The following is a 16,989-nucleotide window of genomic DNA, read 5'->3' as shown; positions in this document are numbered from 1 at the left end:
ACTCACAGTGGGTGTGGTTGGCAGCACCGAAAGGGGGTACGCGCGAATATGCGTGCACAGCTGATCGTCTCGGTGTCGGGCATCCGTGACACCACTCGGGAGACGGCGATGAGATTCGCCGAGGACATGGACCGCCGCGACGTTCCGTTGTCGTTGCTGGTGGCGCCGCGACTGAAGGGCAAGTACCGGCTCGCCGACGACCCACAGACCCAGGAGTGGCTGCGGTCGCGCCGCGAGTCCGGTGACGCGATCGTGCTGCACGGCTACGACCAGGCCGCCACCAAGCGGCGCCGGGCGGAGTTCGCGTCGTTGCCTGCCCACGAGGCGCGGCTGCGGTTGATGGCGGCCGACCGGGTGATGGAGGGGGTCGGCCTGCGGACCCGGCTGTTCGCGGCGCCGCGCTGGAACGCCTCCGACGGCGCCATGGCCGCGCTGCCGGCAGTCGGGTTCCGTCTGGCACTGAGCCTGAGCGCGGTCCATGACCTGGAACGCCAAGCGGCGCAGCGGGCCTGGGTGCACGGCATCGGCGAGGGCTTCCGCACCGAGCCGTGGTGGTGCCATGCGCTGGTGATGAGCGCCGCGCGCACCGCCCGCCGCCGCGCCGTGCTGCGCCTGGCGATCTCGGCCTCCCAGCTCGACCGCTCCGGCCCCCGCCAGGCCATGCTCGACGCCATCGACCTGGCCCTGTTCCACGAGGCCACCCCCGACATCTACCGCTGGGAGCCGCTCGCCCCCGCCCGCGCCGCCTGACCTCAGCCGAGAAGGAGGCCCAGGGCGAGGGTGAGCATGATGAGGGCGATGGCGGAGTCCAGGACTCGCGCAGCCCGTGCAGGGCTGCCGGGCCGAGCGGCTCGGCGCGATGCGCTATCGGGCCATGGCCACACCGGAATTCGTGCGCTCCTGGTTTCCGGACGGCGCCACCGCTCGCGCGTTCGCGGTCGCGCCGGTGGTGTTGTTCGACCGCAAGGACGACCTGCAGGACCGGCTGATGCGGCGGCGCGCCCGACGGCCGCTCGACCCGCCTCGCCACTACATCCCGTCCTTGTCGGGCTTCTACGAGGCGGTCCGGCTCGGCCTCGGCTGGGGCCTGCTGCCGGATCTGCAGTCCACCGCCGACGAAAATGCCGGTCGCATAGTCGCTCTCGGCCGCGGACTGCACATCGACGTCCCGCTGTACTGGCAGCAGTGGCGCCTGGACTCCCCGGCGCTGAGCGCGGTCGCCGCCCTGATCGCCGCCGCCGCGGCGCGATCCCTGCGATAGCGCCGGAACCGGTCTCGCAGGGACCTCTGCTCGGTGGCGGTCACCTGTCGAGTCCGGCCGCGTGCCGCAGGGTTTCGGTGCCGACCACGGCGGTGGCGCTGTGGGTGAACCCACACCCGTGCCGGACCAGCACGGTCGTAGTACCGATTGCGGATTGTTAACGAAGTGTCGCCGAACGGTGCCGAAGTATGGCCGAACCGCGATCCCGGATGGCACAGTGAGCTGGAACGGTGCCGTTTCGACCGTTTGCTCGGGCTCTGGATACCAGTAGGTAGCGGGCAGAAGAAGGAGCGGTGATGGCGACAGCGGTGCCGAGGGCGAATACGGCCAAGACGGCCGTGGTCACCAAATACATCTCCTGGGTGACGCTGGCGCTGATGACCACCAGCTCCGTGGCCAGCCTGCGGTCCGCGCCGACCATGGCGGTGTACGGGCTGGCGTGCGTATTCCTGTATCTGCTGCCCGCGCTGCTGTTCCTGCTGCCGACGGCGTTCGTCGCGGCCGAGCTGGCGTCGGGGTGGGCCGGTGGTGTCTACAAGTGGGTGGGGGAGGGGCTGTCGCAGCCGCTGGGATTCCTCGCGGTGTGGTGCCAGTTCGCGATGACGATCTTCTACTACCCGAGCCTGCTGGCGTACGTGGCGAGCACCTTCGCCTACATCATTCATCCGTCGCTGGCCTCGAACGGGCTCTATGTCGCGATCGTCATCATCGTCATCTACTGGGCCGGGGTGTACGTATCCGCCCAGGGCACGAAAACCGTTGCGGGCCTGTCGAGTATGGGGCTGATCATCGGCACCCTGATTCCCGGTGCGCTGCTCGTCGTGCTCGGTATCGTCTTTCTCGCGCAGGGCAATGCGTCGGCCGCCCCGATGGACTCCTCGCATCTGCTGCCCGCGTGGACCGGCCTGGCCAGCCTCGTGCTGATCGTCAACAACTTCCTCAGTTACGCGGGCATGGAGATGAACGCCGTGCACGTGTCGTCGCTGAAGGATCCGGGCCGGGAGTATCCGAGGGCGATGGCGCTGGCCGTGGCGCTGGTGCTGGGGATCTTCATCATCCCCGCGGTGGTGATCAGCTGGGTGGTGCCCGCGCAGCACCTCAGCCTCACCGCCGGTGTCATGCAGGCCTTCGACGGCTTCTTCAATCATTTCGGAATCGGTTTCCTCACACCGGTTCTCGGCGTCATGCTGGTGGCCGCGGCGCTGGGCGGCATGCTGACCTGGCTGGCCGGGCCGTCGAAGGGGCTGCTGCTGATCGGCCGCACCGAGGGCTACCTGCCGCCGATCCTGACCCGGGTGAATCGGCACGGGGTGCAGCAGAACATGCTGGTGGCGCAGGGCGTCGTGACCACGATCCTGGCGCTGCTCTACGCCTTCATCCCCGATGTGTCCAGCGCGTACTGGATCCTGTCGGTGATCACCACCCAGGTCTATCTGATCATGTACGTGCTGATGTTCGTGGCCGCGATCCGATTGCGGCGCAAGCAACCCGATCATCCGCGCGGCTACCGCGCGCCCGCCCTGATCGCACTGTGCGGGCTGGGGACGGTGTCCTCGGTCGCCGCCTTCCTGATCGGCTTCGTGCCGCCCTCGCAGTACGGCAGCGGTAATGCGCTCGGTTACGTACTGCTGATCGGCCTCGGCATGGGCATCGTCGGGTTGCTGATTCCCTACCTGTTCTTCCGGTTCCGGAAACCGAGCTGGAAGACCGAGGTGCCACAGGAGGTGTTGGGATGAGCGAGCATCTGGAGACCTCGGAGCAGACTCGTCGCCGGCGTATCGTCAACGCGGCGGTCGCGGTCGTGCTGATCCTGATCGTGGTGATCGGGCTGGCGCTGTTCGAGCAGAACAAACGTGATTCGCTCGCCACACAGCGGGCCCGGGACCTCCATGATCGGTTGGTAGCCGCGGGTCTACCGGCCCCGGGGCCGGACGTGATCGGCGATTCGCTGGGGCGTGACGGCGGCCTGATCTGTCAGGATCCGTCCTCGCCGCTGATCAGGGCGCGGTATCGGGCCGCGATGGCCAACGGCGCCAGCGGACCCGGGAACCGGCCGGTGATCGCCGACGTCGACACGATCGCGGCGACCGAACTGGCCATCGATACCTACTGCCCCGACAAGCTGCGTGCCTACCTCGAGCAGATGAGTGACCTGAAGCTCGGCGATACGACGAAATGAGCTGACATGATCGGTGATTCCCGTACCTCCGCACTGCGCGCCCAGGTGCGTTCGCTGATGCCGCAGGCGAAAGCCGATCTGACCGAACTGGTTTCGTACCGGTCCGTGGCCGATCCGCGGCAGTTCCCGGCCGAGGAATGCCACCGGACCGCCCAGTGGGTGGCCGATGCCTTCGCCGCGGCGGGCCTGTCGGACGCCGGACTGCACGAGACGCCCGATGGCAGCAAGGCCGTCGTCGCCCGGCACCCCGCCCCGGCCGATGCCCCGACGGTGCTCCTGTACTGCCACTACGACGTGCAGCCGCCGCTCGACGACGCGGCCTGGCACACCCCGGTCTGGCAGCTCACGGAGCGGGACGGCCGCTGGTACGGGCGCGGCGCCGCCGACTGCAAGGGCAATATCGTCACGCATCTGACGGCCCTGCGCGCATTGCGGGAAACGTTGGGCGGCAACGACTACCCGGTCGGGATCACGCTGGTCGCCGAGGGTTCGGAGGAGCAGGGCACCGGTGGGCTGGAGGCGTTCGTCCCGAAGAACGCCGACCTGTTGCGCGCCGACGCCTTGGTGATCGCCGACTGCGGCAACTTCGCGGTCGGCGTGCCGACGTTCACCCAGACCCTGCGCGGCGCCATCGATGTCGTCGTGACCGTCGAAACCCTGTCGGGCCCCATGCATTCCGGGATGTTCGGCGGCGCCGCGCCCGATGCGCTGGCGGCGCTGATCCACATTCTCGCCACGCTGCGGGACGCCAAGGGCAACACCACGATCGCCGGGCTGCCCGGCGATCAGGTCTGGGACGGCGCGCAGTACCCCGCCGAGCAGTTCCGCGCCGACGCGGGTGTGCTCGACGGCGTCGACCTGCTCGGCGACGGCACCGTATCCGATATGGTCTGGGCGCGACCGGCGATCACAGTGCTGGGCATCGACGTGCCGCCGGTGGTCGGCTCGGCGGCCGCCATCCAGCCCACATCCCGTGCCCGGCTGAATCTTCGGATACCGCCGGGGGTCGAGGCGGACAAGGCGCTGAAAGCCCTTACCGCACACCTGGAATCGAACGCGCCGTGGCATGCGAAGGTCAGGGTGGACTGCGAATCCGTCGGCTCCCCGTTCCGCTCCGGCACCAGCGGCCCGGCCCGTCGAGCGATGGAGGCCGCCTTCCGGGCCGCCTACGGCCGCGAGGCGACCACCGAGGGCCAGGGCGGCTCCATCCCGCTGTGCAACGTCTTCGCCGACACCTACCCGAACGCGGAGATCATGCTGATCGGCGTGGAGGAACCCAGATGCCTCATCCACGCCCCCAACGAGAGCGTGGACCCCACCGAGATCGAGCATATGGCGCTGACCGAGGCGCTGTTCCTCGCCACCTACTCCGGTCAGAGATCGGCGTGATCCTCCGCCTGGATCACGGTGAAGTCCGTGTCCGGCGGCCGCATCTCCGACAGCCTGCCGAAGTAGATGCCCTGGGCCTCGGGCGCGATGATCCCGTAGTGGATGGGGAAGGCGGTGCGGGGACCGACGGCACGCAGGTAGTCGACGGCCTCGCTGATCTTCATCCACGGCGCCACCGCGGGCATGGCGAGCACGCCGACCCGCGCCGGCGGTACCCACAGCGAGTCGCCCGGGTGGACGAACCGCGCCGGATCGTCGGGGGTGCCGAGTTGGAAGACCGTGTTGTCGATGACCGGGAGTTCCGGGTGGATCACCGCGTGCCGTCCGCCGCCGCCGGTGATCTGCACGCCGCCGACGGTCAGCACCCGGCCCGCGGGCACCTCCTCCCAGGGCTCGCCGCGCAGCCGCGCGGTCTGCGGGTCGCTGAGCAGCCGCGCGCCCGGATTCCCCTCGAGCAGCGCCTCGATCCGGTTCGGGTCGATGTGATCGGGATGCTGGTGGGTGATCGCGATCGCGTCGAGTCCGGTGATGCCCTCGAATCCGTGCGAGAACGTACCCGGATCGAACAGGATCTTGGTGCCGTCCATCTCGACGAGAACGCAGGAATGACCGAAGTGGGCTATGCGCATGTGTTCACCGTAACCCCGCCTATTACGCTGTTCAGGTAATCCCCCACCAGCGTGAGGAGCAGCGCGTGGCACGAGTCGTGGTCGAGGTCATGCCGAAGGCCGAGATCCTGGATCCGCAGGGCCAGGCCATAGTCGGCGCACTCGGGCGCCTGGGTTTCCCCGGTGTCTCGGAGGTGCGGCAGGGCAAGCGATTCGAACTCGACGTCGACGACAGCGTGGACGACGCGGAGCTCGCGAAGATCGCCGAGGCGCTGCTGGCCAACACCGTGATCGAGGACTGGAAAGTGGTGCGGCTGTGACGGCGCGCATCGGGGTCGTCACCTTTCCCGGCACCCTCGACGACGTCGACGCCGCCCGTGCGGTGCGGCTGTCCGGCGCCGAGGCGGTGAGCCTGTGGCATGCCGACGCCGACCTGAAGGGTGTCGACGCGGTCGTCGTCCCCGGCGGCTTCTCCTACGGCGACTACCTGCGTGCCGGTGCCATCGCCCGCTTCGCTCCCGTCATGGGCAAGGTGGTCGAGGCGGCCGGTAAGGGCATGCCGGTGCTGGGCATCTGCAACGGCTTCCAGGTGCTGTGCGAGGCGGGGCTGTTGCCCGGCGCGCTGACCCGCAACGAGGGCCTGCACTTCGTGTGCCGCGACGAGTGGCTGCGGGTGGAGCAGACGGATACGGCCTGGACCTCCCGATACGAGCCGGGCGCGCAGATCCTCGTCCCGGTCAAGAACGCGGAGGGCCGCTATCAGGCCGCGCCGGCGGTGCTCGACGAGTTGGAGGGGGAGGGCCGCGTGGTGTTCCGCTACGCCGGTGCGAACCCGAACGGCTCGCAGCGCGATATCGCCGGTATCGCCTCCGCCGACGGCCGCGTCGTCGGCCTGATGCCGCATCCGGAACACGCCACCGAGCCCCTCACCGGTCCGAGCGACGACGGGCTGGGCATCTTCCTGTCGGTGCTCGACAGCCTGGTCTCGGCCTAGACCCGCAGCAGCACCTCGAATTCGGCGCCGTTGGCCCGGAAGATCCGGATCGGTTGCTGCAACTGGTCGCCCCGCAGCCGGAACTCCCCGGCGTTGTGCTCGAAGACCGTTCCCGAGCCGACCCGCGTGTGAATGCGTTCCACATCGTTGGACCCCGCGGCGGCCAGCATCGATCGCAGGGTGTGCAGCGACTGGTATATACAGGTGGCGAAGCGGCTGAACGACGGCGCGAAACTGCCGTGCAGCCGGTGATAGCGTTCGATTCGCTCGCGGTCGGGCCGCAGGCGTGCATCGGGGATCACGCTGGAAGGCACGTAGATATTGGCGTTGGCCCGGAAACCGCCCGCGGCCAACAGGTTCTCGTCGGCGGTCGGGCCGGTGCGGAACTGCCGCTCGGCCCGCCCGGCCGCGGCGAAGGCCCGATTGAAGCGCGCCGCGTCGGCCCCGACCAGCAGCACCACGACGCCGTCGGCGAGATCCAGCCGCGAATCGGTCAGGACCTCGTCGTAATCCGAACACCCCTGCGGCAGGACGTACTCGGCCACGACCGAGTGCGGCCGGTCGAGCATCTGGTGCAGGGCCGGAATCATCATGCGCGACCAGATGTAGTCGCTGGCCACGAGCGCCCAACGGTGCGCTCCGAACTCCCGGTGCAGCCAGTTCAGCGCGTCCACGGTCTGCGCGCCCGGATTCTCGCCGATCATGAACACGCCGCGCCGCGAACCGAATTGGCCGTCGTCGCCGATGCCGAACAGCGCGGGCACCCGCCCGTCCACGGCCTGCACGACGGCGGCGCGAGCATCGGGCATCGGGATTCCGGTGACGGCGCCGACCATGCCGGTGGCGAGGAATGCCGAGACCTCCCGGGCGATCTCGCGCGGCGGGGCGCCGCCGTCGACGGTCGTGATGCGCACCTCGCGGCCGAGAATGCCGCTGCCGCTGTTGATTTCGAGTTCGGCCAACCCGGCGGCGGCCTCACAGGACGGCCCGATCATCCCGCCCGGCCCGCGCAGGGGCACCACGTTCAGGATTTCGAAGGTGTCGTGTTCACCCCCCGGCGTTCTCATATCGCACTCTCCGTCAGCTGCGCTGGTGATGGCGGATACTGCTCGATGCCTGGCTCACCGAGAGCTTACTCACAAATCGCCGATGGCTCGAGCGGCGACCACGGTGTCGCCGGAAGGTACCGACCGGTACGAATCAGGCGATCCGGCCGAGAATCTGTAGGTCCACGCCCTGGGCGCGGGCGATCCGGGCCGACTGAACCGCCTGGTTGCCACGGAAGCTGCGGTCACCGGACGGCGTGGTGAGCACCGCACCGCCGCTCAGCGCGGCGTGCATGCGCGGCACGTCCAGGCCACCGACCGATTCGGCCACCGCGCGCAGCGTGTGCATGGCCTCGTAGCTGGTATTGCCGAAGAAGGTGAGCTGCGGCGCGAATTCGCCGTGCATGGCGCGGTACCGGTCCAGGCGGTCCGGGTCGGGGAAGAACGAGGAGGACACGTAGAGGTTCTCGTTGGCCGCGGCGCCCGCGGTGAGCAGCACCGTCTCGTCGACGGCCGGGCTCACCCGCACCTGTCTGCCCGCCCTGCCGGTGCGGGCGAACTGTCTGTTGAAACGGGCGGCATCCGTCCCGACCAGCAGCATGACCACGCCGTCGACCCCGTCCAGGCGCGGATCGGCGAGGAATCCGCCGAAATCCTCGGTGCCCAGCGGGACGAACTGCTCCAGCACGATCGTCTCGGGAGCGCCGAGCGCGGAGCGGATGGCCGCGGCCGTCACCCGCGGCCAGATGTAGTCGTTGCCGATGATCGCCCACCGCCGCACGCCGAGTTCGCGACGCAGCCATCCCATCGCGGCCAGGATGTGGCCCTCGGGATCCTCGCCGATCATCAGCACGCCCGGCATCTCGTCGGGCAGACCCTCGTGCGTCGTCGCGTAGAGATAGGGGACGCGCCCGGCGGCGGCCCGCGCCACGGCACGTCGGACGGCGGAAATGTGCCAACCCGTGATCGCGTGCACCATACCGGTGGCCAGCAGCGCCGAGACCTCCTGTGCCACCTCGTGCGGCGACCGGCCGCCGTCGATGGTGGTGACCCGCACCTCGCGCCCGAGAATTCCTGCGCCGCTGTTGATCTCGTCGACCGCCAGCGAAATTGCCGCATCGCACGAGGGGGCCACAATTCCTCCGGACCCCTGCAGCGGGACGATGTTGAGAACCTCGACCACATCATCCGGGCACTCGCGGAACGCGAACATTCGGTACCCTTCTTCTCGTCCGAGCGAAAATGAATGGGCGGGAAAATATGTCGACCATTGTAAGCGGATTTTCCACGCTGCATGGCGCGCTGCGTGCTGCCGAGCGCAGTTGGTTACGTCACCTGGACGCCGCATTGTGCGCCAGGCAACTGTCGGCCGATCAATGGGCGATGTTGTCGAAATTGTCCGACCAGGTGGGCGTCACGATGAGCGAGTTGGCCGCCCGCTCGCAGTTGCCGCCCTCCTCGGCCACGCGGCATGCCGACGCGCTCGCCGAGCGCGGCCTGATCTTCCGGATCGCCGCCGAGGACGACCGCCGCCGCATCCTGATCGGGCTGACCAAGCGCGGCTCGGAACTGGTCGAGTCCGTGCGGTCCGAGGAACTGCGGGCCGAGGAGGAGCTATGCAAGCGGATCGGCGCCCGCAACCACGCCGACCTGCTGCGGCTGCTGGAACTCGTCGCCGAGGTACCGGTAGCCGACTGATTTCTGTCGATTGACAGGCATTGCTCTCGGCTCGCCGCGCGGGCGCACCGAATCCGGTTTATGTTTCCGAATGGAAGAAATCGATTGCGAGGAGCGGGCGGGTTGAAACCGGCCACTCGGAACTGGATCTGATTGTCATGCCGGAATTTTCGACAACCGGTGTGATGTACGACGAGACGGAGCTGTACTCCACCGCGATGGTGATTCCCGGGGAGGAAACCGAAGTATTCGCCGCGGCCTGCGCATGTGGGTGACCGATGCGGTCACGGCGCAGGAGAAGGTCCACGAGATCAGCGGTGTCTAAGATCGCCCCTATGCCCGTCTCGACCACCGCGACGGCGTCCGGGTTGTGCGCCTTCGTCGACGCCTCGCCGTCCCCCTTCCACGTCGTCCACACCGTCGCCACCGAACTGGCCGCCCAGGGTTTCACGGAGTTGCCGGAGTCGCGGCCGTGGACCGTCGGGGGCGCGGGCCGCTACTTCGTGGTGCGCGGCGGTTCCCTGGTGGCGTGGGCCGGAGCCGCCGACGATTCCCCCGCCCACCCCTTCCGGGTGGTGGGCGCGCACACCGACAGCCCGAATCTTCGGGTCAAACAGCACCCGGATCTGGCGGCGGCCGGATGGCAGCTGGTCGGGCTGGAACCCTACGGCGGCGCCTGGCTGAACTCCTGGCTGGATCGCGAGCTGGGCATCTCCGGGCGGCTCACGGTGCGGGACGGAAATGCCGTGGTGGAACGCCTCGTTCGGATCGACGAACCGCTGCTGCGGGTGCCGCAGCTGGCCATCCACCTGTCCGAGGACCGGCGCGGGGTGACGCTGGATCCGCAGCGCCACGTCAACGCGGTGTGGGGTGTGGGCGGCGAGCCGCGGTCGTTCCTGGACTATGTGGCCGAGCGGGCCGGCGCCGATCCCGGCGCGGTGCTCGGCTGGGAGCTGATGACCCACGACCTGTCGCCGAGCCGCGCGGTCGGGCGGGACCTCGATCTGGTGAGCGCGCCCCGGCTGGACAACCAGGGCACCTGCTACGCGGGCCTGCACGCGTTCCTGGCCGCCGCGGACCGGCCGGGCGTGGCCGCGCCGGTGCTGGCGATGTTCGATCACGAGGAGGTCGGCAGCCAGTCCGAGCGCGGTGCGCAGTCGGATCTGCTCCCTGCGGTGCTGGAGCGGATCGTGCTCGCCCGGGGCGGCGGACGCTCGGAATACCTTGCGGCGCTGGCCGGTTCGGTCTGCGCCTCGGGGGATATGGCGCATGCCACGCACCCCAACTATCCGGAGCGGCACGAGCCCGCGCATCGCATCGAGATCAACGGCGGCCCGGTGCTGAAGGTGAACCAGAATCTGCGCTACGCCACCGACGCGGTCGGCGCCGGGGCATTCGCGCTGGCGTGCGCGCAGGCGGGGGTGCCGCTGCAGCGCTACGTGCACCGCGCCGATCTGCCCTGCGGGTCCACCATCGGCCCGATGACCGCGGCCCGCACGGGCATGCCGACCGTCGACGTCGGCGCGCCGCAACTGGCGATGCATTCGGCGCGCGAGCTGATGGGCGCGGCCGACGTCCAGTCCTACTCCGCTGCCTTGGAGACGTTCCTGACACCGACGGAATGACCCGCCTCGCGTGCTATGGAAGGGCCTGCCCTCGCGTGCTATGGAATGACCTGCCCTCGCGTGCTATGGAATGGCCCGCCGTCGCGTGCTATGGAATGGCCCGCCGTCGCGTGCTATGGAATGGCCCGCCGTCGCGTGCTATGGAATGGCCCGCCGTCGCGTGCTATGGAATGGCCCGCCGTCGCGTGCTATGGAATGGCCCGCCCCTCGCTTTCCCGGCATGCTTCCCCCTCGCTTTCCCGGCACGCTCTTGGCCGGGACCCCCACGCGCCCAAGGCCAAAACCGCGAGCGTCACCAGCGCGTAGCTGCTGCCGATCACCTGCTGCCATAGCGACCAGCCCGCCTCCTGGTCGTTCTGGTGCGGCAGCAGCCAGAACGGCCCGATGAAGAACATCACGGTGATGACGGCCAGGGCGCCGGTAATCAGGCTGCGGCGGAGGCGGTTCGGTCGCGCGGCGCCCGGATCGCGCCAGGGGTTCGCGGCGGCGACCGTCAGCATCGCCGGGGCCACCCACACCCAGTGGTGCGACCACGAGATCGGCGAGATCAGCAGCACCGCAGCGGCATTGACCAGCAGCGCGGCCACGTCCGCGCCGGTGTCGAGCAGTCGCTTCATCCACACCGCCGCCAAGGCGAGGGCGACGGCCGACAGCGCGATCCAGGTCAGCGTGGCCACCTCCTCGGAGAATCCGAGCCGGAACGCGAAGCCCTTCAGCGACTGATTGCCCGCGTAGGCGGCCGGACCGATGCGGTCGGTGTCCCACAGCGTCTCGAACCAGTATTCGGCCGAATCCCCCGGGAACAGCAGGAATCCCAGCGCGATCGCCCCGATCGCGGACAGCACCAGCGTGATCGACGCGCGCCAATCCTTGCGCAGCAGGAAGTACAGCAGGTACGCCGCCGGAATCAGCTTGATCGACACCGCGATTCCGATGAGCATGCCGCGCGGCCAGCGCGGCTTGCGCACCAGGATGTCGAGTGCGATCGCGGCCATCAGCACCAGATTGATCTGCCCGAAGTTGTAGGTCTGGCGCACCGGTTCGGTCACCCCGAGGAGGGCGACCGCGCCGACGATCAGCGCCGCCCGGGTCGGCAGCTCCAGCGACGGCCGCATCCGGTCCAGCACCAGCCACAGCGTGATCCCCAGGCTCGCAATGGAGATGGCCAGCACCAGCCCCTGCGCGACCCCGAGCGGTAGCAGGGCCAGGGGCGTGAAGAACAACGCGGCCAGCGGGGGATAGGTGAACGGCAGGCCGATGCCGCCCGACTTCGGCATCGGACCGTAGAGGTCGCCGCCGTCGAGCCAGACCCGGGCACCGTTGCGGTACACCTCGAGATCGATGTAGCCGTGCCATAGCTTGAATACGAAGGATGCGATCGCCGAGACGACGAACAGGCCAATCGCGAGAGACAACAGTCGTAGCTGGCGAGTTGTCAGACCGGTTATGGACGATGCCACGGAGGTGGCCACGGGCGCTTCGTCCGGATCCGCGACCCTGGATCGATCTGTCACCTGATCAGGGTATCCCGCAGTGGGCTGGACGCCTGGTCGGGTGGGGTTTGCCACACACTAGACTGAGTTCGTCTCCCCACCCGCTCGAGCGTCGCGCCGCATCCGGTGAGCAAGCCGGTTGCCCGTCGTATGCCCGGCCGAAAGGACCCTGGTACCCACCGTGACTGTCCACGTCGACACCGTCAGCGCCGCCGCAGCCACCCCGGATACCCCGCAGCCCTATAAGGAACTGGGCCTGAAGGACGACGAATACGCCCGCATCAGGGAGATTCTCGGCCGCCGCCCCACCGACGCCGAACTGGCGATGTACTCGGTGATGTGGAGCGAGCACTGCTCCTACAAGTCCTCGAAGGTGCACCTGCGCTACTTCGGCCAGACCACCACCGACGAGATGCGCGCGTCCATGCTGGCCGGTATCGGCGAGAACGCGGGCGTGGTCGACATCGGCGACGGCTGGGCGGTCACCTTCAAGGTGGAGAGCCACAACCACCCCTCCTACGTGGAGCCCTACCAGGGCGCCGCGACGGGCGTCGGCGGCATCGTGCGCGACATCATGGCGATGGGCGCGCGGCCGATCGCGGTGATGGACCAGCTGCGGTTCGGCGCGGCCGATCATCCCGACACCCGGCGCGTGGTCGACGGCGTGGTGCGCGGCGTCGGCGGCTACGGCAATTCGCTGGGCCTGCCGAATGTGGGCGGCGAGACCGTATTCGACCCGTCCTATCAGGGCAATCCGCTGGTGAATGCCCTGTGCGCGGGCGTGATGCGGGTGGAGGACCTGCACCTGGCCTTCGCCTCGGGGCAGGGCAACAAGATCATTCTGTTCGGTGCGCGCACCGGGCTCGATGGCATCGGCGGCGTCTCCGTGCTCGCCTCGGACACCTTCTCCGGCGACGAGTCCGGTACCGGACGCAAGAAGCTGCCGAGCGTCCAGGTGGGCGATCCGTTCGCGGAGAAGGTGCTCATCGAATGCTGTCTCGAGCTCTACCACGCCGGGCTGGTGGTCGGCATCCAGGACCTGGGCGGCGCCGGATTGTCGTGCGCCACCTCCGAACTGGCCGCGGCCGGTGACGGCGGCATGCACGTGAAATTGGACCGGGTGCCGCTGCGGGCGGCGAATATGACTCCGGCGGAGATTCTTTCGAGCGAGTCGCAGGAGCGCATGTGCGCGGTCGTGACTCCCGACAATGTCGACGCGTTCATGGCGGTCTGCAAGAAGTGGGACGTGCTGGCCACGGTGATCGGCGAGGTCACCGACGGCGACCGGCTGCAGGTCACCTGGCACGGCGAGACCGTGGTGGACGTGCCGCCGCGCACCGTCGCCCACGAGGGCCCGGTGTACGAGCGGCCGGTGCGGCGTCCCGCCGAGCAGGACGCGCTGATCGCCGACGTCCCGGATGCGCTGGCGCGCCCCAAGACCGGCGACGAACTGCGCGCGACCCTGCTGACGCTGCTCGCCAGCCCGCAGCTGTGCAGCCGCCGCTGGATCGTCGAACAGTACGACCGCTACGTGCGCGGCAACACCGTGCTGGCCGAGCACGCCGACGCCGGGGTGGTCCGCATCGACGAGGAGTCCGGCCGCGGCATCGCGCTGGCCACCGACGCCTCCGGCCGCTACACCAAACTCGACCCCTACACCGGTGCGCAGTTGGCGCTGGCCGAGGCCTTCCGCAATGTCGCCGCCACCGGCGCCACCCCGAAGGCCGTGACGAACTGCCTCAACTTCGGCTCTCCGGAGGATCCTGGCGTGATGTGGCAGTTCCAGCAGGCCGTGCGCGGGCTCGCGGACGGCTGTGCGGCCCTGGGCATTCCGGTCACCGGCGGCAACGTGAGCTTCTACAACCAGACCGGGCAGACCGCGATCCTGCCCACCCCGGTGGTGGGCGTGCTGGGCGTCATCGACGATGTGCACCGGCGCATCCCGACCGGTCTGGGCACCGAGCCCGGCGAGACGCTGATCCTGCTCGGCGATACGCGCGACGAGTTCGGCGGTTCCATCTGGTCGCAGGTCGAACACGACCACCTGGGCGGCGTGCCGCCGCGGGTCGATCTCGCCCGCGAACAGCTGCTGGCCGAGGTGCTCACCGCCGGGTCGCGCGACGGAATGATCAGCGCCGCCCACGATCTCAGCGAGGGCGGCCTGATCCAGGCGGTGGTGGAGGCGGCGCTGGCCGGTGAGACCGGTTGCCGCATCCTGCTTCCGGAGGATGCCGACCCGTTCGTCATGCTGTTCTCCGAATCGGCGGGCCGCGTGCTGGTGGCGGTGCCGCGCTCGGAGGAGACCCGCTTCACCAAGATGTGCGGCGCGCGGCGGTTGCCGTGGGTACGCATCGGCGTGGTCGACCAGGGCTCGGACTCCGTGGAGGTGCAGGGCCAGTTCACGGTGCCGATGGCGGAGCTGCGCGAAGTCTTCGAGGGCACGCTGCCCACGCTCTTCGGCCACGTGAACTGAACCACCGGAAGTAGGGCGGTCAGGGCGTCCTCAGCCCATGACCTTGAACGGATCATGTTCGGCCATCAGCTTTTCCATCCGCGCCTCATCGATGCGGTGGGTGACCCTGGACGACTCGAACTGGTCCCGGACCACCTTGGCCAGGCTGAAGCTGCTGCTGACCAGGAACAGCACGGCCATCAGAAGGAAGCCGCGCTGCCAGATGTCCAGGGGTAGGTAGAGGATCCCCGCGCAGGCCGCGACGAAGCTGATGCCGAAGGCGATCGCGGCCTGCGCGAGAAAAGCCGGAGTGCTCTTCTGCGGTGCGTTGGCATTGCTCATGGGTATAGAGTGCGGCGTGCGGCGCCCGCGATCGCCGGTAGAACTACTCGAGCGACACGGGTAATTCCCGCGCCGCAGGTCATTATGCTCACGCGACCAGATCCCCGATTTCCGAGCCGCTGCCGCCATACTTGACGGGTGCTCGATACCGCCGAGACTCTCACAACGCTGCGTACACGCGGCGTTGTCGCTGTCCGGCAGGGTAAGCATCTGCTGCGCCGCCTCGAGGACGACGTCATCGACCTGAACTACGTCGGCCTGGTGGTGGCGACGGTGTTCTTCGGATGGTCGGTGACACCCTCGCTGCTGCCGCGTGACTGGCTGTTCCAGGGACTCATCAGCGGCCTCAACGCCGCGATCGGCTACGGCGTCGGCTGCGTGCTCGAGTGGTTGTTCCGCAAGTGGATTCGGCCCAAGCTGCCGGTGCGGAGTCCGTCGCTGGGGGTTCAGTACGCGGTGAAGTTCGCCGTGCTGACCGCGTGCGTGCTGATCGCGATCTGGATGCTGGTGCTGTCGGCGGACTGGCAGCGGCAGATCTCGGCGCTGATGGACATGGCGGGCACCACGCGCGCGGCATACCTGCGCACGGGCGCGCTGAGCCTGGCGGTCGGCGTCATCGCGGTGGCGGTGTATCGCACGCTGCGCGAGATCGTCCGCTTCTTCGCGCGGCTGCTGAGCCGGTGGGTGCGGGTGCCGCCGCGGTTCGCCCCGACCGTCGGCGTGATCGTGCTGGCCGTGCTGGCGGTGACGCTGTTCAACGGCGTCGCCACCCGGGCGTTCTTCGCGGTGGCCAACTCCGCGTTCAGCGTGCGCAACGACAAGATGTCGGACTACGCGGTGCAGCCGCGGTCGCCGGAGCGCTCAGGCAGCCCCGCCTCGTTGGCGAAATGGGAGACGCTGGGCTCGGAGGGCCGCTGGTTCGTCTCGCACGGGCCGGACGCCTTCCGCATCGGCGCGGTGACGAAAGCGCCCGCGCGCGAACCGGTTCGAGTCTACGTCGGCCTGGATTCGGCGAAAGATGGTGTGACGCAGGAGCAGCTGGCGGTCGACGAGTTGGAGCGCACCGGCGCGTTCGACCGAAAGGTGCTGGTGGTCGTCACCACGACCGGCACCGGCTGGGTGAACTCCGAGACGGCCGAGGCGATCGAGTACCTGTATCACGGCGACACCGCGATCGCCGCCTCGCAGTACTCGTATCTGCCGAGCGTGCTGTCGTTCCTGGCCGACCGGCAGAAGGTGGCGGCGGCGGGTAAGAAGATGTTCGACGCGGTCTACGCGGCCTGGTCGAAGCGCCCGCCGGAGGCCCGGCCGAAGCTGCTGGTGTACGGGGAGAGCCTGGGCTCGCAGGGGTCGGAGGCGGCGTTCGACGGGCTGGCGGATCTGCGCGCGAAGGTTGATGGGGCGCTGTGGGTCGGCCCACCGAACTCGAATCGCCTGTGGAGCCAGTTCACCGAGCGCCGCGACCCGGGAACCCGGGCGGTGGATCCGGTATACGCCGACGGGCTGGTGGTGCGGTTCGCCACGGAGGCAACCGATCTGAGCAGGCCGTCGCCGGACTGGCGTCGGCCGCGCATCGCCTACCTGCAGCACCCCTCCGATCCGATCGTGTGGTGGTCGACGGACCTGATCTTCTCCCAACCGGATTGGCTGTCGGAGCCGCGCGGCGCGGACGTGTCCTCGCAGATGCGCTGGTGGCCGCTGGTCACCTTCTGGCAGGTCGCGGTGGACCTGACCAACGCCCAGGGCGTCAGCGACGGGCACGGTCACAACTATGGCAACCTGATGCTGGACGGCTGGGTCGCGGTACTCCCGCCACCGGACTGGACCCCGGAGGAGTTGGACCGCATCCGTATCCAGCTGGACCTGTCCGAGTCATTCGAACGCGCGGTGAAGTGAGGATGAGCGTGCGGGGACGCGGTGGGC

At 68.9% G+C, this 16,989-nt stretch carries 16 protein-coding genes and 1 pseudogene; 12 read left to right on the top strand and 5 right to left on the bottom strand.

Features of this window, described 5'->3' with window-relative positions:
- The first annotated feature begins 48 nt into the window (after nt 1–48).
- From ACYVLQ_RS22280 to ACYVLQ_RS22260, 5 genes are all read left to right on the top strand, one after another.
- Nucleotides 49–750, top strand: coding sequence for a DUF2334 domain-containing protein (locus ACYVLQ_RS22280; protein ID WP_460699439.1), 702 nt, complete (start codon nt 49–51; stop codon nt 748–750).
- 76 nt (nt 751–826) lie between these two features.
- On the top strand, nt 827–1,261 hold the full coding sequence (locus ACYVLQ_RS22275; protein WP_460699438.1) for a LysR substrate-binding domain-containing protein: 435 nt from the start codon (nt 827–829) through the stop codon (nt 1,259–1,261).
- 296 nt (nt 1,262–1,557) lie between these two features.
- Complete coding sequence (locus tag ACYVLQ_RS22270) at nt 1,558–2,997, top strand: APC family permease (RefSeq protein ID WP_460699437.1); 1,440 nt, start codon at nt 1,558–1,560, stop codon at nt 2,995–2,997.
- Nucleotides 2,994–3,440, top strand: coding sequence for a hypothetical protein (locus ACYVLQ_RS22265; protein WP_460699436.1), 447 nt, complete (start codon nt 2,994–2,996; stop codon nt 3,438–3,440). Before ACYVLQ_RS22270 ends, ACYVLQ_RS22265 begins: the two co-directional genes overlap by 4 nt.
- Nucleotides 3,441–3,446: 6 nt before the next feature.
- Entirely contained in the window at nt 3,447–4,829 is a 1,383-nt protein-coding gene (locus ACYVLQ_RS22260; RefSeq protein ID WP_460699435.1) for a M20/M25/M40 family metallo-hydrolase, read from the top strand.
- Here the strand turns inward: ACYVLQ_RS22260 and ACYVLQ_RS22255 are convergent.
- Nucleotides 4,814–5,458 (bottom strand): MBL fold metallo-hydrolase, encoded by a 645-nt coding sequence (locus ACYVLQ_RS22255; RefSeq protein WP_460699434.1) that lies wholly within the window; start codon nt 5,456–5,458, stop codon nt 4,814–4,816. The genes ACYVLQ_RS22260 and ACYVLQ_RS22255 overlap by 16 nt on opposite strands.
- A 65-nt stretch (nt 5,459–5,523) precedes the next feature.
- Between ACYVLQ_RS22255 and purS the strand changes: the two genes are divergently transcribed.
- Nucleotides 5,524–5,757 (top strand): phosphoribosylformylglycinamidine synthase subunit PurS, encoded by a 234-nt coding sequence (purS, locus tag ACYVLQ_RS22250; protein WP_460699433.1) that lies wholly within the window; start codon nt 5,524–5,526, stop codon nt 5,755–5,757.
- Nucleotides 5,754–6,431 carry a phosphoribosylformylglycinamidine synthase subunit PurQ gene (gene purQ, locus ACYVLQ_RS22245; protein WP_460699432.1) on the top strand — a complete coding sequence of 226 codons (678 nt, stop codon included), beginning with the start codon at nt 5,754–5,756 and terminating at the stop codon, nt 6,429–6,431. The genes purS and purQ overlap by 4 nt, the downstream gene beginning before the upstream one ends.
- Here the strand turns inward: purQ and ACYVLQ_RS22240 are convergent.
- Both ACYVLQ_RS22240 and ACYVLQ_RS22235 read right to left on the bottom strand, forming a co-directional pair.
- The gene (locus ACYVLQ_RS22240; RefSeq protein WP_460699431.1) at nt 6,428–7,498 is read right to left on the bottom strand and encodes an ABC transporter substrate-binding protein; all 1,071 of its coding nucleotides are present in this window, start codon (nt 7,496–7,498) and stop codon (nt 6,428–6,430) included. The two genes, purQ and ACYVLQ_RS22240, sit on opposite strands and share 4 nt — an antisense overlap.
- Nucleotides 7,499–7,631: 133 nt before the next feature.
- Entirely contained in the window at nt 7,632–8,690 is a 1,059-nt protein-coding gene (locus tag ACYVLQ_RS22235; RefSeq protein ID WP_460699430.1) for a substrate-binding domain-containing protein, read from the bottom strand.
- Between the two features lie 47 nt (nt 8,691–8,737).
- Between ACYVLQ_RS22235 and ACYVLQ_RS22230 the strand changes: the two genes are divergently transcribed.
- From ACYVLQ_RS22230 to ACYVLQ_RS22220, 3 genes and pseudogenes are all read left to right on the top strand, one after another.
- On the top strand, nt 8,738–9,175 hold the full coding sequence (locus ACYVLQ_RS22230; protein ID WP_460699429.1) for a MarR family winged helix-turn-helix transcriptional regulator: 438 nt from the start codon (nt 8,738–8,740) through the stop codon (nt 9,173–9,175).
- A gap of 125 nt (nt 9,176–9,300) precedes the next feature.
- Nucleotides 9,301–9,417 (top strand): annotated as a pseudogene (gene amiE, locus ACYVLQ_RS22225) (aliphatic amidase); the annotation flags it as partial.
- 72 nt (nt 9,418–9,489) lie between these two features.
- Complete coding sequence (locus ACYVLQ_RS22220) at nt 9,490–10,779, top strand: M18 family aminopeptidase (protein WP_460699428.1); 1,290 nt, start codon at nt 9,490–9,492, stop codon at nt 10,777–10,779.
- Between the two features lie 188 nt (nt 10,780–10,967).
- Here the strand turns inward: ACYVLQ_RS22220 and ACYVLQ_RS22215 are convergent, their stop codons facing one another.
- Nucleotides 10,968–12,194: a glycosyltransferase 87 family protein gene (locus tag ACYVLQ_RS22215; protein ID WP_460699427.1), complete on the bottom strand. Its 1,227-nt coding sequence runs from the start codon at nt 12,192–12,194 to the stop codon at nt 10,968–10,970.
- 259 nt (nt 12,195–12,453) lie between these two features.
- Between ACYVLQ_RS22215 and purL the strand changes: the two genes are divergently transcribed.
- A complete protein-coding gene (purL, locus tag ACYVLQ_RS22210) occupies nt 12,454–14,745 on the top strand; it encodes a phosphoribosylformylglycinamidine synthase subunit PurL (protein WP_460699426.1) in 2,292 nt (763 codons plus the stop codon).
- A gap of 30 nt (nt 14,746–14,775) precedes the next feature.
- On the opposite strand, the gene ACYVLQ_RS22205 is transcribed toward purL, so the two are convergent.
- Nucleotides 14,776–15,066, bottom strand: coding sequence for a YiaA/YiaB family inner membrane protein (locus ACYVLQ_RS22205; RefSeq protein WP_460699425.1), 291 nt, complete (start codon nt 15,064–15,066; stop codon nt 14,776–14,778).
- A 138-nt stretch (nt 15,067–15,204) separates the two neighbouring features.
- On the opposite strand from ACYVLQ_RS22205, the gene ACYVLQ_RS22200 reads away from it, so the two are divergent.
- On the top strand, nt 15,205–16,962 hold the full coding sequence (locus ACYVLQ_RS22200; protein WP_460699424.1) for an alpha/beta hydrolase: 1,758 nt from the start codon (nt 15,205–15,207) through the stop codon (nt 16,960–16,962).
- Nucleotides 16,963–16,989: the final 27 nt, after the last annotated feature.

It is taken from the genome of Nocardia thraciensis, from assembly GCF_054782435.1.
Note: the sequence above shows the minus strand (reverse complement) of the source record. Positions and strands in the feature narration are given on the sequence as shown.